This window comes from Pseudomonas sp. LS2P72 (assembly GCF_054897865.1).
Map to the genome: position 1 here is coordinate 1,725,200 of NZ_CM142708.1, position 16,164 is coordinate 1,741,363.

General features: G+C 59.4%; 17 protein-coding genes. 14 read left to right on the top strand and 3 right to left on the bottom strand.

Annotation, left to right across the window (positions count from 1 at the left end):
• Positions 1 to 139: 139 nt before the first annotated feature.
• The 5 genes from ACYZUA_RS07965 to purT all read left to right on the top strand — a co-directional run bounded on the left by ACYZUA_RS07965 (position 140) and on the right by purT (position 3,555).
• Positions 140 to 739 (top strand): CoA pyrophosphatase, encoded by a 600-nt coding sequence (locus ACYZUA_RS07965; protein ID WP_461962666.1) that lies wholly within the window; start codon positions 140 to 142, stop codon positions 737 to 739.
• 66 nt (positions 740 to 805) lie between these two features.
• Entirely contained in the window at positions 806 to 1,330 is a 525-nt protein-coding gene (locus ACYZUA_RS07970; RefSeq protein WP_461962667.1) for a gamma carbonic anhydrase family protein, read from the top strand.
• The gene (locus tag ACYZUA_RS07975; RefSeq protein ID WP_461962668.1) at positions 1,327 to 1,554 is read left to right on the top strand and encodes a DUF1289 domain-containing protein; all 228 of its coding nucleotides are present in this window, start codon (positions 1,327 to 1,329) and stop codon (positions 1,552 to 1,554) included. The genes ACYZUA_RS07970 and ACYZUA_RS07975 overlap by 4 nt, the downstream gene beginning before the upstream one ends.
• 252 nt (positions 1,555 to 1,806) lie before the next feature.
• The gene (locus ACYZUA_RS07980; RefSeq protein ID WP_461962669.1) at positions 1,807 to 2,274 is read left to right on the top strand and encodes a preQ0 transporter; all 468 of its coding nucleotides are present in this window, start codon (positions 1,807 to 1,809) and stop codon (positions 2,272 to 2,274) included.
• Between the two features lie 99 nt (positions 2,275 to 2,373).
• Positions 2,374 to 3,555 (top strand): formate-dependent phosphoribosylglycinamide formyltransferase, encoded by a 1,182-nt coding sequence (gene purT, locus ACYZUA_RS07985; protein ID WP_461962670.1) that lies wholly within the window; start codon positions 2,374 to 2,376, stop codon positions 3,553 to 3,555.
• Between the two features lie 113 nt (positions 3,556 to 3,668).
• Here purT and ACYZUA_RS07990 read toward each other — a convergent pair whose 3' ends face one another.
• From ACYZUA_RS07990 to ACYZUA_RS08000, 3 genes are all read right to left on the bottom strand, one after another.
• Positions 3,669 to 4,985, bottom strand: coding sequence for an MFS transporter (locus ACYZUA_RS07990; RefSeq protein ID WP_461962671.1), 1,317 nt, complete (start codon positions 4,983 to 4,985; stop codon positions 3,669 to 3,671).
• 392 nt (positions 4,986 to 5,377) lie between these two features.
• Positions 5,378 to 6,613 carry a transporter associated domain-containing protein gene (locus ACYZUA_RS07995; protein WP_461962672.1) on the bottom strand — a complete coding sequence of 412 codons (1,236 nt, stop codon included), beginning with the start codon at positions 6,611 to 6,613 and terminating at the stop codon, positions 5,378 to 5,380.
• Between the two features lie 12 nt (positions 6,614 to 6,625).
• Complete coding sequence (locus tag ACYZUA_RS08000; protein ID WP_461962673.1) at positions 6,626 to 7,438, bottom strand: cytochrome C assembly family protein; 813 nt, start codon at positions 7,436 to 7,438, stop codon at positions 6,626 to 6,628.
• A 210-nt stretch (positions 7,439 to 7,648) separates the two neighbouring features.
• Here ACYZUA_RS08000 and ffh point away from each other — a divergent pair, with 210 nt between their 5' ends.
• The 9 genes from ffh (at position 7,649) to thrC (ending at position 16,136) form a co-directional block, all read left to right on the top strand.
• Positions 7,649 to 9,025: a signal recognition particle protein gene (ffh, locus tag ACYZUA_RS08005; protein ID WP_033056394.1), complete on the top strand. Its 1,377-nt coding sequence runs from the start codon at positions 7,649 to 7,651 to the stop codon at positions 9,023 to 9,025.
• A gap of 250 nt (positions 9,026 to 9,275) precedes the next feature.
• Complete coding sequence (gene rpsP, locus ACYZUA_RS08010) at positions 9,276 to 9,527, top strand: 30S ribosomal protein S16 (protein WP_007944872.1); 252 nt, start codon at positions 9,276 to 9,278, stop codon at positions 9,525 to 9,527.
• A 5-nt stretch (positions 9,528 to 9,532) separates the two neighbouring features.
• Positions 9,533 to 10,069, top strand: coding sequence for a ribosome maturation factor RimM (gene rimM, locus ACYZUA_RS08015; RefSeq protein ID WP_461962674.1), 537 nt, complete (start codon positions 9,533 to 9,535; stop codon positions 10,067 to 10,069).
• Entirely contained in the window at positions 10,051 to 10,824 is a 774-nt protein-coding gene (gene trmD / locus ACYZUA_RS08020; RefSeq protein ID WP_154503229.1) for a tRNA (guanosine(37)-N1)-methyltransferase TrmD, read from the top strand. The genes rimM and trmD overlap by 19 nt, the downstream gene beginning before the upstream one ends.
• 45 nt (positions 10,825 to 10,869) lie before the next feature.
• On the top strand, positions 10,870 to 11,220 hold the full coding sequence (gene rplS / locus ACYZUA_RS08025; RefSeq protein ID WP_003175895.1) for a 50S ribosomal protein L19: 351 nt from the start codon (positions 10,870 to 10,872) through the stop codon (positions 11,218 to 11,220).
• Between the two features lie 99 nt (positions 11,221 to 11,319).
• Positions 11,320 to 12,216 carry a site-specific tyrosine recombinase XerD gene (gene xerD, locus ACYZUA_RS08030; RefSeq protein ID WP_461962675.1) on the top strand — a complete coding sequence of 299 codons (897 nt, stop codon included), beginning with the start codon at positions 11,320 to 11,322 and terminating at the stop codon, positions 12,214 to 12,216.
• A 273-nt stretch (positions 12,217 to 12,489) separates the two neighbouring features.
• The gene (dsbC, locus tag ACYZUA_RS08035; RefSeq protein WP_461962676.1) at positions 12,490 to 13,221 is read left to right on the top strand and encodes a bifunctional protein-disulfide isomerase/oxidoreductase DsbC; all 732 of its coding nucleotides are present in this window, start codon (positions 12,490 to 12,492) and stop codon (positions 13,219 to 13,221) included.
• A 134-nt stretch (positions 13,222 to 13,355) separates the two neighbouring features.
• Positions 13,356 to 14,660: a homoserine dehydrogenase gene (locus ACYZUA_RS08040; RefSeq protein WP_046053481.1), complete on the top strand. Its 1,305-nt coding sequence runs from the start codon at positions 13,356 to 13,358 to the stop codon at positions 14,658 to 14,660.
• A gap of 66 nt (positions 14,661 to 14,726) precedes the next feature.
• Positions 14,727 to 16,136: a threonine synthase gene (thrC, locus tag ACYZUA_RS08045; protein WP_461962677.1), complete on the top strand. Its 1,410-nt coding sequence runs from the start codon at positions 14,727 to 14,729 to the stop codon at positions 16,134 to 16,136.
• Positions 16,137 to 16,164 lie beyond the last annotated feature (28 nt).

Sequence of the window (16,164 nt, forward strand, 5' to 3'; positions counted from 1 at the left end):
TTCCTGAATGCTGCGCCTATCTTGGCGTGCGGCGGTGTCTGTCGGCAAGTTGTCGTTTAGCGACATGCAGTGGTTATGGGGTTGGGCGGTCGGTTCGATTGGTGCATGATGCGAGATAGAGAACAAATCGAGAAGACTCATGCTGGACGAGCTACTGCATCGAGTAAGCAACCACACCCCTGGCACACTGGAAACCGACAAGCGTTTCCCTGAAGCCGCGGTACTGGTGCCCATCACTCGCAGTGACGAACCGGAACTGGTTCTGACCCTGCGCGCCAGTGGGCTCTCGACCCATGGCGGCGAAGTTGCCTTTCCCGGCGGGCGGCGCGACCCCGAAGACCCCGACCTGATTTTCACCGCCCTGCGCGAAGCCGAAGAAGAAATCGGCCTGCCGCCGGGGCTGGTCGAAGTGATCGGCCCGCTGAGCCCGTTGATCTCCCTGCACGGCATCAAGGTCACACCCTACGTCGGTGTGATTCCAGACTTTGTCGAGTATCGGGCCAACGATGCCGAGATTGCCGCGGTGTTTAGCGTACCGCTGGAGTTCTTCCGCAAGGACCCGCGTGAACACACCCATCGCATCGATTACCAGGGTCGCAGTTGGTACGTGCCGAGCTATCGTTATGGCGAGTACAAAATTTGGGGTCTGACGGCGATTATGATCGTCGAGTTGATCAACCTGCTCTATGACGCCAAAATCAGCCTGCACCAGCCACCCAGGACGTTTATCAATACCTGAAGCCATCGCCCGTATGGCGTGAACCCCGGTTTTTGCACGTGAGTGCCTGGCCTTGAGGACAATAAGATGAAATATCGCCTGGGCGACGCCCGCGTCGAAACCCACCCGCAGAGCTGGGTCGCACCCAATGCCGTGCTGGTGGGGAAGGTCAAACTGGAAGAGGGCGCCAACGTCTGGTTCAACGCTGTGCTGCGTGGCGACAACGAGCTGATCCTGATCGGCAAGAACAGCAACGTCCAGGACGGCACGGTGATGCACACCGACATGGGCTACCCGCTGACGATCGGCACCGGCGTGACCATCGGCCATAACGCCATGCTTCATGGCTGCACGGTGGGCGATTACAGCTTGATCGGGATTAACGCGGTGATCCTCAATGGCGCGAAAATCGGCAAGAACTGCATCATCGGTGCCAATTCGCTGATCGGTGAGGGCAAGGAGATTCCGGACGGTTCGCTGGTCATGGGCTCCCCCGGCAAAGTGGTGCGCGAACTGACCGAGCCGCAGAAAAAAATGCTGGAGGCCAGCGCCCGTCACTATGTGCATAACTCGCAGCGCTATGCCCGCGATCTGTTTGAGCAGGAAGAATGAGCGCCCCTGAACGGCCGGTACTATCGCCCTGCGTGAACATTTGCGCGTTGGACGACGATGACATTTGCACCGGGTGTCAGCGCACGGTGGAAGAGATCACGCGCTGGAGCCGGATGGACAACGAAGAGCGCCGCAAGGTGTTGGGGTTGTGTCATGAGCGGGCCAAATCGAGTGGTCTGCTCTGGATGTTGCCTTCGAAATCCACCCCCTCACCCTCACCCTAACCCTCTCCCCGAGGAGCGAGGGGACTGACCAGATCGTTCTTTTGAGCTACATCGACCTGAAATATCGAGTCGGACTCAGGTTTTGAAACGTCCCCGATCGGCTCCCTTTCCCCTCTCCCCCGTGGGGAGAGGGCTGGGGTGAGGGGTGGCTCCTGAATCCAGCAAAAAACTCGAACGACCACCACCCCTTCCTTGGCCCACCCCCACCCCCTGAAGTAACCTGTGCGCCAAATTGACAGGTCCCGCCGCCTCATGTTCTTCCTGATCGCTTATATCAGCAGCGTCGTGCTGATCAACTACGCCTTTTCCACCGCTCCGCACCTGGACATCATCTGGTCAGCCTGGGGTGGTTTGGTGTTCGTTTTGCGCGACATGGTGCAAATCCGTTTCGGCCATGGCGCGATCGCGGCGATGCTGGCAGCGCTGGTGTTGTCCTATGTGACGTCCGATCCGTCCATCGCGCTGGCCAGCGCCACGGCGTTCGCGGTGTCCGAATGCATCGATTGGCTGGTGTTCAGCATCACCAAGCGTCCCTTGCATGACCGCCTGTGGATAAGTTCGGCCCTGAGCATTCCTCTCGATACCTTCATTTTCTTCGGCATGATCGATGCGTTCACCCCGGGCGTAGTTCTCACCGCCATGGGCTCGAAGTTCGCGGGCGTGACCGCCGTGTGGCTGATCATGGCCTGGCGCTTGCGCAAGCAGGCCGTCGTCAGCTGAAGCCAAACCCCTCGGTTCATGTAAAATGCCGCGCTTTCTCCCCATGGGAAGCGCGCCAGACGCAGCGACCCTCGATGATCCGCTTCTTGAGGACCTGAGATGACCCGTATCGGAACTCCATTGTCGCCAACCGCGACCCGCGTATTGCTGTGTGGCTGTGGCGAGTTGGGCAAGGAAGTGGTGATCGAGCTGCAACGCCTGGGCGTTGAAGTGATTGCCGTGGATCGCTACGCCAATGCCCCGGCCATGCAAGTAGCCCATCGCAGCCATGTGATCAACATGCTCGACGGCGCCGCCCTGCGTGCGGTGATCGAAGCCGAAAAGCCGCATTTCATCGTGCCGGAAATCGAAGCCATTGCCACCGCGACCCTCGTGGAACTGGAAGCCGAAGGCTTCACCGTGATCCCGACCGCTCGCGCCGCGCAGCTGACCATGAACCGTGAAGGCATCCGTCGCCTGGCCGCTGAAGAGCTGGACCTGCCGACCTCGCCGTACCACTTCGCCGACACCTTCGAGGATTACAGCAAGGCCGTTCAGGACCTGGGCTTCCCGTGCGTGGTCAAGCCCGTCATGAGTTCCTCGGGTAAAGGCCAGAGCCTGCTGCGTAGCGTCGATGATGTGAAAACGGCTTGGGATTACGCTCAAGAAGGCGGCCGTGCCGGTAAAGGCCGCGTGATCATCGAAGGCTTTATCGACTTCGACTACGAAATCACCCTGTTGACCGTGCGTCACGTCGGCGGCACTACGTTCTGCGCGCCAGTCGGTCACCGTCAGGAGAAGGGCGACTATCAGGAATCCTGGCAGCCACAAGCCATGAGCCCGATTGCCCTGGCCGAATCCGAGCGCGTTGCCAAAGCCGTCACTGAAGCCTTGGGTGGCCGTGGTCTGTTTGGTGTTGAGCTGTTCATCAAAGGCGATCAAGTCTGGTTCAGCGAAGTCTCGCCGCGTCCACATGACACCGGTCTGGTGACGTTGATTTCCCAGGACCTGTCGCAGTTCGCGCTGCACGCACGGGCCATTCTGGGCCTGCCGATTCCGTTGATCCGTCAGTTCGGTCCATCGGCTTCGGCGGTGATTCTGGTGGAAGGGCAGTCGACCCAGACGGCTTTCGCCAATCTCGGTGCTGCGTTGAGCGAACCGGACACGGCGTTGCGTCTGTTCGGCAAGCCTGAGGTCAATGGGCAGCGTCGGATGGGTGTGGCGTTGGCGCGTGATGAGTCTATTGACGCGGCTCGCGCTAAAGCGATCCGCGCCTCTCAGGCTGTTGTTGTAGAGCTGTAACCGAGGCGCGCCTATCGCTAGCAGGCTAGCTCCCACGGGGTTTTTGGTTGGTCACAGATTTTGTGTACACCCAGTTTCCATGTGGGAGCCAGCCTGCTGGCGATGCTTCTGATTCAGGCAACCTGATTCAGATCGTTATTGCGCGTCTCCTTCAGGCACAGCACAGCTATCAAGCTCAGCACCGCCGCCCCCGACACATACCCGCCGACATAACTCCAACCGCCCATCGCCACCAGCTTCTGTGCGAAGAACGGCGCCGCCGAGGCCCCGACAATGCCGCCCAGGTTGTAGGCCGCCGACGCACCGGTATAACGCACGTGAGTCGGAAACAGCTCTGGCAGCAGCGCGCCCATCGGCGCAAACGTCACGCCCATCAGAAACAGCTCGATGCACAGGAACAGCGCCACGCCCCAGGTCGAACCTTGGGTCAACAGCGGCTCCATCAGGAAGCCGGACAGAATCGCCAGCACACCACCGATGATCAGCACCGGTTTGCGCCCGTAACGATCGCTGGCCCAGGCCGACAGCGGTGTAGCGGCGGCCATGAACAGCACGGCGAAGCACAGCAGCGCGAGGAAGGTTTCGCGGGTGTAGCCGAGCGTCGATACACCATAACTCAGCGAAAACACCGTCGAGATATAGAACAGCGCGTAGCACACCACCATCGCCCCGGCACCCAGCAACATCGGCGCCCAGTATTGGCTGAACAGTTCGACCAGCGGAATCTTCACCCGCTCCTGGCGAGCCATTGCGTTGGCAAACACCGGGGTTTCGTGAAGCTTGAGGCGCACATACAGGCCGACCATCACCAGCGCGGCACTGAGCAGGAACGGAATCCGCCAGCCCCACGAGCGGAACTGTTCGTCGTTCAGGGTCATTGCCAATGTCAGAAACAGGCCGTTGGCCGCGAGGAAGCCGATCGACGGGCCAAGCTGCGGGAACATGCCGAACCAGGCACGTTTGCCCTTCGGCGCATTTTCCGTCGCCAGCAACGCTGCGCCGCCCCATTCACCGCCGAGACCCAGCCCCTGGCCGAAGCGCAGCACGCAAAGCAGGATCGGCGCCCAAGCCCCGATGCTGTCGTAACCCGGTAGCACGCCAATCAGCGTGGTACATACGCCCATCAGCAGCAGCGAGGCAACCAACGTCGATTTGCGCCCGATACGGTCACCGAAGTGGCCGAAAAGCGCCGATCCCAGCGGTCGAGCCAGGAAGGCGATGCCGAAGGTGAGAAACGCCGACAGCATCTGGGCCGTGCCGGACGTTTGCGGAAAAAATACCGGACCGATCACCAGCGCAGCGGCAGTGGCATAGACGTAGAAGTCGTAGAACTCGATGGCGGTGCCGATGAAACTCGCGGTCGCCACGCGGGTGGCGGAGTTCGTCGGTTGCGCAGGCGTGGTGTCGTTATAAGTCGTGCTGGTCGTCATGCGGTTATCCCTGACAGTCATGTGCCCCAGTGGAGCGAATTATTATGGTCGAACACCCAGGGATGTGGGTTTGATGCGGGGTGCGGGTAGCACGGGGGTATGGCGGGGCTTGGGTAAGCGGCTCGATTATAGGAAGGAGGCTAACGATCAAACAAGAGGCCAAGCGCTGGCGATGACAACAAGTGGATAAGGCTGGCAATGCAGTTGTGGCGAGGGGATTTATCCCCGTTGCGTTGCGAAGCAGCGCCAAAATATCTGCAACTGGATTTTATCTGACAAACCTCACTTGAAGTCTTGGGGCCGCTTCGCAGCCCAACGGGGATAAATCCCCTCGCCACAGATAAACCCCTCGTCACAGATAAATCCCCGCACCACAGGGGAGGTGCCACGGTTTAGATTGCTGCCGGAACCAAGCTGGTATGCCAGATCAACACCCGGCTGACGCGATTATCCTCGGTCTCCAGAATCTCCAGCCGATAACGCCCGATCTTCAGGCATACCGCACTTTCCGGAATCGTCTCCAGCGCCTCGGTCACCAACCCGTTGAGGGTTTTCGGGCCGTCGCTTGGCAAGTGCCAGCCCAGGCTTTTGTTCAATTCGCGAATCGACGCCGCCCCTTCGATCACCAGGCGGCCATCGGCCTGTGGATGGATGTGCGGGTTATCCAGGCTGTGCTGGCTTTCGAACTCGCCGACGATTTCTTCGAGAATGTCTTCCAGCGTCACGACACCGAGCACTTCGCCGTACTCGTCGACCACGATGCCCAGGCGTCGCTGTTGTTTGTGGAAATTCAACAGCTGCAGTTGCAGCGGGGTGCTTTCCGGCACGAAGTAGGGGTCGTGACAGGCTGCCAGCAGTACTTCTCGGGTCAGACTGGCGTCGGACAGCAGATGGCGGATCTGCCGGGTATTGAGCACCGCCTCGACCTGATTGATGTCGCTGTGGAAAACCGGCAAACGCGTGCGTTTATTGGCGCGAAGCTGCTCAATGATTTCTTCGAGGGAGTCGTCCAGATTGACCCCGTCGACGTCACTGCGCGGCACCAGAATGTCATTGACCGTGATGTTGTCCAGCGCATGGATGCCTGACAGCGGGTGTGGGCGGCAGACGGCATGTTCGTGATCGTCATGCCGATCGTTCGGGGCCTCGTCTTCGCTCTGCTGCACCACTTTGACTTTGCGGGCGAACGGTCGCATCAGCAGCTGGCTTATGCCATTGAGCAACCAGGCGGCGGGATAGATGATTTTCAGTGGCGCGCCAAGCAAGGTGTTACCCAGGGCCAGGACGGCGTCCGGATAACGGACGGCGAGAGTGCGCGGCAGGTAGTCGGCGAACACCAGAAGCACGGCGCCAGCCCCCAGGCAGGCCACCCATGGACCGTTTTCCGCCCAGATAAAAATCGCCAGCAAGGTGCTGATGACCACGACCAGTGCGCGGCACAGGGTGTTGCAGAGGATCAGGCTATTGAGTGAAAAGCTCAGCTTTGCCACCGGCTTGTCGCTCGAGCGCGAAGCTGTCCGCTGGGCGAGCAAGTACTGTTGCGCAGCTTCGATGGCGGTAAATAGCCCCGACCATAAAATCAGCAGGGCCACTACCGCGAGCATCGGCCCTATGGGCAAGTCGTCCATTAATGCCGCCCGTCAGATATGCAGGATGTATTCACGAACCAGCTTACTGCCGAAATAGGCCAGCATCAGCAGGCAGAAACCGGCGAGGGTCCAGCGAATGGCCTTGTGTCCGCGCCAGCCGAGGCGGTTACGGCCCCAGAGCAGCACGCTGAAGACGATCCAGGCGATGCAGGCCAGCAAGGTTTTGTGCACCAGGTGCTGGGCGAACAGGTTGTCGACGAACAGCCAGCCGGAGATCAGCGACAGCGACAGCAGGGTCCAGCCGGCCCAGAGGAAACCGAACAGCAGGCTTTCCATGGTTTGCAGCGGCGGGAAGTTCTTGATCAGGCCCGACGGGTGTTTGTGCTTGAGCTGATGGTCTTGAACCAGCAGCAGCAACGCCTGGAATACCGCGATGGTGAACATGCCGTAGGCGAGGATCGACAGCAGGATATGGGCGAGGATGCCCGGTTCTTCGTCGATGATCTGCACTGTGCCGGCGGGGGTGAACTGCGCGAGCAGCACGGTGGCGGCGCCGAGCGGGAACAGCAATACAAGCAGGTTTTCCACCGGGATCCGCGAGCAGGCCAGCAGGGTCAGGGCAATCACCGCCGCGGCAATCAGGCTGGCGGCGCTGAAAAAATCCAGGCCCAGGCCAATCGGTGTCAGCAGGTGAGTGAACAGACTGGCGCTATGAGCCAGCACGGCGAGCACGCCGAGCGTGACCAGCAGGCGTTTGTTCGCCTTGGCACCGGTGGCCAGGCGAGTGCCCTGATAGAGGGTCGCAGCGGCATATAAGCAGGCGGCGGCGAGGGTAGCTAGCAAACTGGGTGACAAGGGGAGCATAAATCCTGTTAGGCAAGCCCGAAAGGCGCTGAGTTTGGCATAGAACCCCCGCAGCACGAAAGACCATGCAAGCTGACGACGAGGTGTCCGCCAGACGCAGTCTTCGCTATAATCCGCGACCTGCCCACGCCGCAGGCTCGCCGAGCACATGTTTATTCCGGTCTGGGCCGCCATTATCCCGGTCTACACAGGGCCTGAAAGGATCGCGCAATGTTTGAAAACTTAACCGACCGTCTCTCGCAGACGCTGCGCCATGTCACCGGCAAGGCCAAGCTGACCGAAGACAACATCAAAGACACCCTGCGCGAAGTGCGCATGGCGTTGCTCGAAGCTGACGTCGCCTTGCCGGTCGTCAAGGACTTCGTCAATTCGGTCAAGGAACGCGCCGTCGGCACTGAGGTGTCGCGCAGCCTGACGCCGGGCCAGGCCTTCGTGAAGATCGTCCAGGCCGAACTCGAAAGCCTGATGGGCGCGGCCAACGAAGACTTGAACCTGAGCGCCGTTCCTCCTGCCGTCGTGCTGATGGCCGGTTTGCAGGGTGCCGGTAAAACCACCACCGCCGGCAAACTCGCGCGCTTCCTTAAAGAGCGCAAGAAGAAGTCGGTCATGGTCGTATCTGCGGACGTTTACCGTCCGGCAGCGATCAAGCAGCTGGAAATGCTCGCGGGTGAAGTCGGCGTTACCTTCTTCCCGTCCGACCTGAGCCAGAAGCCGGTCGACATCGCGCAAGCGGCTATTAAAGAAGCAAAACTGAAATTCATCGACGTGGTAATCGTCGATACCGCCGGTCGCCTGCACATCGATGAAGAGATGATGGGCGAGATCAAGGCGCTGCATGCCGCGATCAACCCGGTCGAAACCCTGTTCGTGGTCGACGCCATGACCGGTCAGGACGCCGCCAACACGGCCAAGGCCTTTGGCGACGCGCTGCCGCTGACCGGTGTGATCCTGACCAAGGTCGACGGCGATGCCCGTGGCGGTGCCGCGCTGTCGGTGCGTGCTATCACCGGCAAGCCGATCAAGTTCATCGGTATGGGCGAGAAGAGCGACGCGCTCGAGCCGTTCCACCCGGAGCGTATTGCTTCGCGCATCCTCGGTATGGGCGACGTACTCAGCCTGATCGAGCAGGCCGAGCAGACCCTCGACAAAGACAAGGCCGACAAACTGGCCAAGAAGCTGAAGAAGGGCAAGGGCTTCGACCTCGAAGACTTCCGCGATCAGCTGCAACAGATGAAAAACATGGGCGGCCTCGGCGGCCTCATGGACAAACTGCCAAACATGCCCGGTATGAACCTGGCGCAGATGGGCAACGCCCAAGGCGCGGCAGAGAAACAATTCAAGCAGATGGAAGCCATCATCAATTCCATGACCCCGGCCGAGCGCCGCGACCCTGAGATGATCAGCGGTTCGCGCAAACGCCGGATCGCCATGGGTTCCGGCACTCAGGTGCAGGATATCGGTCGCTTGATCAAGCAGCACAAGCAGATGCAGAAGATGATGAAGAAGTTCTCCGCGAAAGGCGGGATGGCCAAAATGATGCGCGGCATGGGCGGTATGTTGCCCGGCGGCGGCATGCCGAGAATGTAAAGAATCCGCGTCGGCAGCGATGTCGACGCAGCCCCACATGGACGTGGGATCTCCAGCAAACCCGCACTTGGCGGGAGCTGACTGGCCGTTTTCAACGACGGCTCTATAGCAAATCTTGATGGCGACTGAAAGGCCGCCGGAAAAAGTCATTTGCAAAAGTCCGGATATTCCTTAGAATATGCGGCCTTTCGGGCACCTATGCCCGCTGTGCCTTTAGATTTGCAGCACCGACTACAGGAACGATGTTCACATGCTAACAATCCGTCTTGCCCTTGGCGGCTCCAAAAAGCGCCCGTTTTACCACTTGACCGTAACCGACAGCCGCAACCCGCGCGACGGTTCGCACAAGGAACAGGTTGGTTTCTTCAACCCTGTTGCTCGTGGTCAAGAAGTCCGTCTGTCCGTGAACCAAGAGCGCGTAGCCTACTGGCTGAGCGTTGGTGCACAACCTTCTGAGCGCGTTGCTCAGTTGTTGAAGGACGCGGCTAAGGCTGCGGCCTGAGCAATATGAACGCGACGCCAGCTGCTGCTGATGATTTGATCGTTATCGGCAAAATTTATTCGGTTCATGGCGTTCGCGGCGAAGTGAAGGTGTATTCCTTTACTGATCCGACTGAAAACCTGTTGCAGTACAAAACCTGGACGCTCAAGCGCGAAGGTAGTGTGAAACAGGTCGAGCTGGTCAGCGGACGTGGGAACGACAAGTTCCTGGTCGCAAAGCTCAAGGATCTTGATGATCGTGAAGAAGCGCGTCTTCTGGCCGGTTATGAGATCTGCGTGCCGCGCAACCTGTTCCCTGAATTGACCGACGGCGAGTACTACTGGTACCAGCTGGAAGGTCTGAAGGTCATTGATCAACTCGGGCAATTGCTCGGGAAAATCGATCATCTTCTGGAAACCGGCGCCAATGATGTAATGGTGGTCAAGCCTTGCGCTGGCAGCCTGGATGATCGCGAACGCCTGTTGCCCTATACGGAGCAATGCGTGTTGGCCGTCGACCTTGCCGCAGGCGAGATGAAGGTGGAATGGGATGCGGACTTCTAAGCGTGGCTAACTTGCGCGTAGAAGTGATCAGTTTGTTTCCCGAGATGTTCTCCGCCATCAGCGAGTACGGCATCACCAGTCGTGCGGTGAAACAGGGGCTCTTGCAGCTCACCTGTTGGAATCCGCGAGACTACACGACGGATCGACATCACACTGTGGACGATCGCCCATTTGGCGGTGGCCCGGGCATGGTGATGAAGATCAAGCCCCTGGAAGATGCGTTGGTTCAGGCCAAGGCAGCAGCCGGGGAGGCGGCGAAGGTAATTTACCTGTCCCCCCAAGGCCGTCAACTGACTCAGTCGGCGGTACGCGAGTTGGCGAATCTGGATGCATTGATCCTGATTGCCGGCCGCTATGAAGGCATTGACGAGCGTTTTATAGAAGCTCATGTCGATGAAGAGTGGTCGATTGGCGACTATGTACTGTCTGGCGGCGAGCTGCCGGCGATGGTCCTGATCGATGCGGTTACACGACTGCTGCCTGGAGCTTTAGGGCATGCGGACTCCGCCGAGGAAGATTCCTTTACGGATGGTTTGCTGGATTGCCCGCACTACACCCGACCGGAGGTGTATGCGGATCAGCGTGTTCCCGACGTGTTGCTAAGTGGCAATCACGCGCATATCCGGCGTTGGCGTTTACAGCAGTCCCTTGGTAGGACCTTTGAACGACGCGCCGATCTTCTGGAAAGCCGCTCGCTTTCTGGAGAAGAGAAGAAGCTGCTCGAGGAATACATCCGCGAGCGGGACGATAGTTAACAACGTATCGATGGTAGATCCGACGATTTACCTTAGGAGCACAGCATGACTAACAAAATCATCCTTGCACTCGAAGCAGAGCAGATGACCAAAGAGATCCCTACCTTTGCCCCAGGCGACACTATTGTCGTTCAGGTGAAAGTGAAGGAAGGCGACCGTTCGCGTCTGCAAGCGTTCGAAGGTGTTGTTATCGCCAAGCGTAACCGCGGCGTAAACAGTGCTTTCACCGTTCGTAAAATCTCCAACGGTGTTGGCGTAGAGCGTACTTTCCAGACCTACAGCCCGCAAATCGACAGCATGGCCGTTAAACGTCGCGGTGACGTACGTAAAGCCAAGCTGTACTACCTGCGTGACCTGTCCGGTAAAGCAGCTCGCATCAAGGAAAAACTGGCTTAAGTCCAGCTTCCGATGCAGAAAAAAGCAGCCTACGGGCTGCTTTTTTGTTGCCTGCGATTTATCTTCCCTGACCGTACTGTCGGTCTTGCCTGAGCCTTTATGCCTGCCATCGATCATCCACTGATAGACCAATTCCTCGACGCTCTGTGGCTGGAGAAAGGTCTTTCCGAGAACACCCGCGATGCCTATCGCAGCGACCTGGCCCTGTTCAACGGCTGGCTGCAGGAAAAAGGACTGAAGCTGATCAATGCCGGCCGCGAATTGATCCTCGATCACTTGGCCTGGCGTCTGGAGCAAAACTACAAACCCCGCTCGACGGCGCGATTTCTCTCCGGCGTGCGTGGCTTCTATCGCTATTTGCTGCGGGAAAAGCTGATTGCCGTCGATCCGACCTTGCGTGTCGACATGCCGCAGCTGGGTAGGCCATTGCCTAAGTCCTTGTCGGAAGCAGATGTGGAGGCCTTGTTAAAAGCACCTGACCTGAGCGAAGCCATCGGTCAGCGTGACCGCGCAATGCTCGAAGTGCTTTATGCCTGCGGCTTGCGTGTGACGGAACTGATCAGCCTGACGCTGGAGCAGGTCAATCTGCGCCAAGGCGTGCTGCGAGTGATGGGCAAGGGCAGCAAGGAGCGGCTGGTACCGATGGGCGAGGAGGCGATTGTCTGGGTCGAGCGTTACCTGCGCGATGGCCGCCAGGAGCTGCTTGGCGGGCGTCCCAGCGATGTCATGTTCCCCAGCCAGCGCGGCGAGCAGATGACTCGGCAGACCTTCTGGCATCGCATCAAGCACCAGGCCAAGGTGGCCGGGATCGGTAAGTCGCTATCGCCGCACACCTTGCGCCATGCCTTCGCCACGCACTTGCTCAACCATGGCGCGGACTTGCGGGTGGTGCAAATGTTGCTCGGCCACAGTGATCTGTCGACTACGCAGATCTACACCCACGTCGCCCGCGCCCGCTTGCAGGACCTGCACGCCAAACACCATCCACGCGGTTAGCGCAGTTCCTGAAGTGGAATGCAACCTGTGGCGAGGGGATTTATCCCCGTTGGACTGCGCAGCAGTCCCATTTTTGGGGCTGCTGCGCAACCCAACGGGGATAAATCCCCTCGCCACAATAGTGGGTGTCAGTTAGACATGGTTGTATCACCCGCATTCGGCCACACGGGCCTTATGTGGTAGGCTTTGCCGGTTTGCACGATGGGCGTTTATGACCCGGTGTTTCGGCACGGGCGTTCTGATCGTCCCATTTGTCCGCCTTCAGGAGTTCTCATGCGTCTGACCCAGATTTTCGCCGCCGCAGCCATTGCGTTGGTCAGCACCTTTGCCGTCGCCGATGACGCGGCCGACAAAGCCATTCGTAAAAGTCTGGAAAACCTCCAGCTCGAGGTGCCGGTAGAAACCATCACCGCCAGCCCGCTGCCAGGTCTGTACGAAGTCAAGCTCAAGGGCAGCCGCGTACTCTACGCCAGCGCCGACGGCCAGTACGTCGTTCAGGGTTACATGTTCCAGCTCAAGGACGGCAAGCCGGTCAACCTGACCGAGAAGACCGAACGCCTGGGCATTTCCAAACTGGTCAACGAAATTCCAGCGGCTGAAACCGTGGTCTACCCGGCGATCGGCGAAACCAAATCGCACATCACCGTGTTCACCGACACCACCTGTCCGTATTGCCACAAGCTGCACGCCGAAGTGCCTGAGCTGAACAAGCGTGGCATCGAAGTGCGTTACGTCGCGTTCCCACGCCAGGGCCTTGGTTCGCCGGGTGATGAGCAGCTGCAAGCGGTCTGGTGCTCGAAAGACAAGAAAGCCGCCATGGACAAGATGGTCGACGGCAAGGAAATCAAGGCCGCCAAGTGCGAGAACCCGGTTTCCAAGCAGTTCGCCCTCGGTCAGTCGATCGGCGTGAACGGTACACCGGCCATCGTTTTGGCCGACGGCCAGGTCATTCCGGGCTACCAGCCTGCGCCACAAGTCGCCAAACTGGCGCTGGGCGCGAAGTAAATTCGCATCGTCACGGTCAGCCATTGACGATCATGGTTCGGCGGCAGCATTCGCCGGGCCATTAATAGAGAACCGCGAGTATGCGGTTGTTTTCACGGCCGGCCTTGAGTCGGCCGTTTTATGGGGAGTTCACAGTGAAACCGGTCAAAGTAGGCATCTGTGGGTTAGGGACCGTCGGTGGCGGTACCTTCAACGTACTTCAGCGTAACGCCGAGGAAATTGCTCGTCGTGCCGGGCGTGGAATCGAAGTGGCACAAATTGCCATGCGCACGCCAAAGCCTCAGTTCCAGACGACCGGTATTGCGATTACCAACGATGTGTTCGAAGTGGCCACGAACCCTGAGATCGACATCGTCATAGAGCTGGTGGGCGGCTACACCGTTGCCCGCGAGCTGGTACTCAAAGCGATCGAGAACGGAAAACATGTTGTGACCGCGAACAAGGCGTTGATCGCCGTTCACGGTAATGAAATTTTCGCCAAGGCGCGGGAGAAGGGCGTGATTGTGGCGTTCGAAGCCGCCGTGGCCGGTGGCATTCCGGTGATCAAGGCGATCCGTGAAGGCCTGTCTGCCAACCGCATCAACTGGGTCGCCGGCATCATCAACGGCACCGGCAACTTCATCCTCACCGAAATGCGTGAGAAGGGTCGCACCTTCGAAGACGTACTCGCCGAGGCGCAAGCCCTGGGTTACGCCGAAGCCGATCCGACCTTCGACGTTGAAGGCATCGACGCGGCCCACAAGCTGACGATCCTGGCGTCGATCGCGTTCGGCATTCCGCTGCAGTTCGACAAGGCCTACACCGAAGGCATCACCAAGCTGACCACCGCCGACGTGAACTACGCCGAAGCGCTGGGCTATCGCATCAAGCACCTGGGCGTGGCGCGCAGCACCGCGGCCGGTATCGAATTGCGCGTGCACCCAACGCTGATTCCGGCCGATCGCCTGATCGCCAACGTCAACGGCGTGATGAACGCGGTGATGGTCAACGGCGATGCAGCCGGTTCGACGCTGTTCTACGGCGCTGGTGCTGGCATGGAGCCGACCGCTTCGTCGGTGATCGCCGACCTGGTGGACGTGGTTCGCGCTATGACTTCCGATCCGGAAAACCGCGTACCGCACCTGGCCTTCCAGCCGGATTCGCTGTCGGCGCACCCGATCCTGCCGATCGAGGCCTGCGAAAGCTCCTACTACCTGCGCATCCAGGCCAAGGACCATCCGGGCGTGTTGGCGCAGGTGGCGAGCATCCTGTCGGAGCGCGGCATCAACATCGAATCGATCATGCAGAAGGAAGTCGAAGAACACGACGGCCTGGTGCCGATGATCCTGCTGACCCATCGCGTGCTGGAACAGCACATGAACGACGCGATCGCCGCCCTGGAAGCCTTGGCGGGCGTGGTCGGTCCGGTCGTGCGGATCCGCGTCGAGCACCTGAACTAAGCCGTTATCGTACACCGGGCTCGCCTGCGGGCCCGGGTTTGCGAACACTGTCTATTGGAGCCAGTCATGCGTTATATCAGTACCCGCGGCCAGGCACCGGCCCTGAATTTCGAAGACGTCCTGCTGGCCGGTCTGGCCACGGACGGCGGTCTGTACGTCCCGGAAAACCTGCCACGTTTCACCCAGGAAGAAATCGCTTCCTGGGCCGGCCTGCCATATCACGAGCTGGCCTTCCGGGTGATGCGCCCGTTCGTGACCGGCAGCATCCCCGATGCCGATTTCAAAAAGATTCTTGAAGAAACGTATGGCGTGTTTTCCCACAACGCCGTGGCACCGTTGCGTCAGCTGAACGGCAACGAATGGGTGCTGGAGCTGTTCCACGGCCCGACCCTCGCGTTCAAAGACTTTGCCTTGCAGCTGCTGGGTCGTCTGCTCGACTACGTGCTGGAAAAACGCGGTGAGCGCGTAGTGATTGTCGGCGCCACCTCCGGCGACACCGGTTCGGCCGCCATCGAAGGCTGCAAGCACTGCGAAAACGTCGACATCTTCATCCTGCACCCGCACAACCGCGTGTCCGAAGTGCAGCGTCGCCAGATGACCACCATCTTCGGCGAGAACATCCATAACATCGCCATCGAAGGCAACTTCGATGACTGCCAGGAAATGGTCAAGGCCAGCTTCGCCGACCAGAGCTTCCTCAAAGGCACGCGTCTGGTGGCCGTGAACTCGATCAACTGGGCGCGAATCATGGCCCAGATCGTTTACTACTTTCATGCAGCCCTGCAGTTGGGCGGCCCGGCACGTTCGGTATCGTTCTCGGTACCGACCGGCAACTTCGGCGACATTTTCGCCGGTTACCTGGCGCGCAACATGGGCCTGCCGATCAACCAGCTGATCGTCGCCACCAACCGCAACGACATCCTGCACCGCTTCATGAGCGGCAATCAGTACGTCAAGGACACCCTGCACGCCACGCTGTCGCCGTCGATGGACATCATGGTGTCGTCGAACTTCGAACGTCTGCTGTTCGACCTGCACGGTCGCAACGGCGCAGCGATCGCCGGGCTGATGGACACCTTCAAGCGAGGTGGCGGTTTCAGCGTCGAGCAGGAGCGCTGGACCGAGGCACGCAAGCTGTTCGATTCGCTGGCTGTGGATGACGCTCAAACCTGCGAAACCATTGCCGACGTTTTTGAGCAAACCGGCGAACTGCTGGATCCGCACACCGCCATCGGCGTTAAGGCTGCGCGCGAATGTCGTCGCAGCCTGGATATCCCGATGGTGATCCTCGGTACGGCGCATCCGGTCAAATTCCCGGACGCAGTGGAAAAAGCTGGCGTAGGAAAAGCGCTCGAACTACCTGCACATCTTTCTGATTTGTTTGAAAGAGATGAGCGCTGCACCGTGTTGCCAAATGACCTGAAAGCCGTGCAGGCCTTTGTCAGCAAGCATGGCAACCGCGGCAAGCCTTTGTAACCGATTAAAACTGTCACATTTTGAAGCC